1 protein-coding gene is annotated in these 2,865 nt (G+C 68.7%); it reads right to left on the bottom strand.

The features are described 5' to 3' along the window. Positions 1 to 61: 61 nt before the first annotated feature. Positions 62 to 2,209: an O-linked N-acetylglucosamine transferase, SPINDLY family protein gene (locus AC5JJ6_RS07210; RefSeq protein ID WP_496041383.1), complete on the bottom strand. Its 2,148-nt coding sequence runs from the start codon at positions 2,207 to 2,209 to the stop codon at positions 62 to 64. Positions 2,210 to 2,865 lie beyond the last annotated feature (656 nt).

The raw sequence follows: 2,865 nt of genomic DNA on the forward strand, positions 1-2,865 counted from the left end.
GACGCGCCTGCTTGTCGGCTGCCGCTTCGCTCTAGACCGACCTACGGCAGGAGCGCCTTCACTAAGATGACGTCCCCGCCAGCAGCGTCTCCAGCGCCCTGACCGGGGAGGCGTCATGGAAAGCCTTCCCCGCCGCCTGACGCACCGCGCGCCGCAACTCGCTTCGCGCGCGGCTGTTCAGGCCAAGCCGCGCCGCGATCTCGACATACTCGTCCCGGCAGCCCGCCACCGTCCCGGTCAGCCCGATCATCGCCAGGATACCGGCGGAATGGCGCTGCCGCATCAGCGCCCCCGGCAGCGTCACGACCGGCAGCCCGTGGGGCAGCGCTTCCAGCGCCGTGTTGTGCCCGGACCATGATGGGTTGTCCAGGAACACGTCGGTCAGCCCGGCAACTGCGTCGAACCGCGCATGGTCCATCTGCGGCAGGAACCGGCAATGCCGGTCCGCGTTCAGCCCGGCCTTGGCGAAGGCCGCCGCCAGCCGCTGCCGGAAGATCAGCGCCACCCGGGGCGCCGGCATATAGTCGATGAACAGGAACAGCGCGTCCGGCACCCGCCGCGCGATCCGGACGAACAGCTCGTCGTCCGACGGCAGGTATTTGAACAGCGACTGGCAGCACCAGTAGACCGGCGCATCCTCCGGCAAGCCCAGGTCCGACCGCTCCAGCGGCACCACCGGCGGATCGAGCGGCCGGTACGCGTAGCTCAGGTTCGGCAACCGTATCAAACGCTCCCGGTAATGGTCCTGCCCATCCTCCGGCTCCATCAGCGCCGAACTCAGATACAGGTCGACCGTCGGCAGCCCCGTCGTGACCGGATGCCCGGTGGACATCGCCTGCACCGGCGCCAGCCTCAGGGCCGCCAGCCGGGCCACCATCGGGTCCATCCCGACATCGCCGTAGATCAGCGCGTCCAGGTCGTCGCCCCGGATCGTCTCCGCCCAGTTCTCGACACCGCCCAGCCCGCGCCGGAATTCCCGGCTGAGACCCGCGAAGCGCTCCGTCTCGTCGTCGCTGCGCCCGCCGGTATGGTAGCAGAACAGCTCCACATCAGCCGGATCGAAGGCGTCGGCCCATCCCCGCAGCGAGACGTTGACGGCGGAATGCCGCCCGATATGCCCGGCGGCGAAACCGATTCTCATCGGCCTGCCGCCCCCATCCCCACTCCCGGCCCCACCCTCGGAGCCATCCCGCCTTTCCAGCGGCTTGACGAAGTCCGGATAGCGCTCCGCCATCAGCCCGCCGGCCAGATCGCCGTAAAGCACCTGCAAGGCAAGGTCGTCCCGCCCCTGATAGGCCAGATAGAACGGCTGGCTGCCCCCCACCGCCAGCGCCGCCGCCCGCCGCTCGGCGACCGAAGCAGCCGCGTAGTAATCCGCCATAGCAGCCAGATCGCGGGCATAGCGGTCGCGTGCCCGCTCCAGCTCGTCCATGTCCCGGTAGATGATCGGCAAATTGGCGAAACAGGCGCGGAACCGGGCCGTCGCGTTTCCCCGGTCCACCGCCAGCGCCCGGCGGAAACAGCCGCCCGCCTCCTCCGCCCGCGCCGCTTCCTGAAGCGCGTTCCCCAGGCTGAGCTGAGCACCGGCATGGGCCGGATCGGCCTTCAGCGCCTCCCGGTAGAACCCCACCGCCTCGGCACCACGCCCCCGCTTCAGCGCGATGGCGCCCAGCGCCAGAGGAGCCTCCGCCAAGCCGGGCGCCAGCGCCAGCACGGCCCGGTACAGCCTTTCGGCATCGTCGGTCTCGCCCTGCTCCTGCAGCAGCCCCGCCACCGCCAGCAGCGTTTCCGGATGCTCGGGCCGGAGCCGCAGCGCCACCCCGAAGCTCCGCGCCACTCCCTTCAGGTCGCCGGCCCGACGCAGCAGCCGTCCCATCATCAGGCGAAGGTCGGCATCCTCCGGACTTGCCTGGACCAGCGGCTCCAGCACGCCCACCGCTTCATCCGTCCATCCCAGCTCCGCCATCAGCCCGGCCCGGTTCAACGCCACCATGGCATGGCCGCGCAACAGCCTGTCGGCCCGGTCCAGCGCCGTCAGGGCCTCCCGCAGCGCGCCCAGCCGCCGCAGCGACTCCGCCATATTGTTATAGAGCGTGAAGTCTTCCGGCCGCTCCGCGATCAGCCGCCGGTAAGCCGCCGCCGCCTCGGCCAGCCGGCTGGAAAGCAGCAGGACCCGGGCATGCTCATCGGTCGTGGGAAGATCGGACATAAGGCAACTCTGGTGGCATCGTCCCGCCACCATACGCCGCCGACCTTCCCATACGCTTAACCGGTCCTTGATCGGGTCACTGCCGGCAGATGGAGAAAACCGCCGTCTCCGGATCGAACCCGCGGCGCCCCATCTCGTCGAGCAACTCGGCCATCATGCCGCCCAGACATCGACCGCCTGTGCGTCGTCGCGCCCTGGGTGATCGACGGGAGCTGGCGCCCGGCCCCATTCTGCTCGGCCGCGACGCCCATCAGGGCGGCGGTCTTTTCGTGCCGATGGAGGAGTAGCGCAGCCGCGACCCGGATCGAGCAGCGAGCAGGGTCCATAAGCGCCGAGTGCCCTTCTGCTGCCGGCGGCGGATGTGGCCGGTACGCTACCAGCAGCCGGGGAGTTTGACCGGTCATGAGCGTTATTTCACGGACCGAAGAGATCGACCCCTGTGGACGGTTTTTGTTGGGCCACGGCCCAACACTTGCCGACCGCCGGTCAAACTGTTCGGCTCCTGATATCAGATGTCGGGCATCTTCAGCCCGACATCTCTGCCGAAATTCACCGGTCGATCTTCAATGCCCCTGGTGTGAGTGCGTAGGTCGGCCTAGAGCCAATACCGTTCAATAGCATTTGCCTCAACCCGTGTTCCAGGGTGACGCTCGTCG

The organism is Skermanella sp. (assembly GCF_059503625.1).

What these genes read in the sequence shown, in the direction of transcription:
- AC5JJ6_RS07210 (WP_496041383.1), bottom strand. Translation starts at nt 2,209, where the DNA reads ATGTCCGATCTTCCCACGACCGATGAGCATGCCCGGGTCCTGCTGCTT.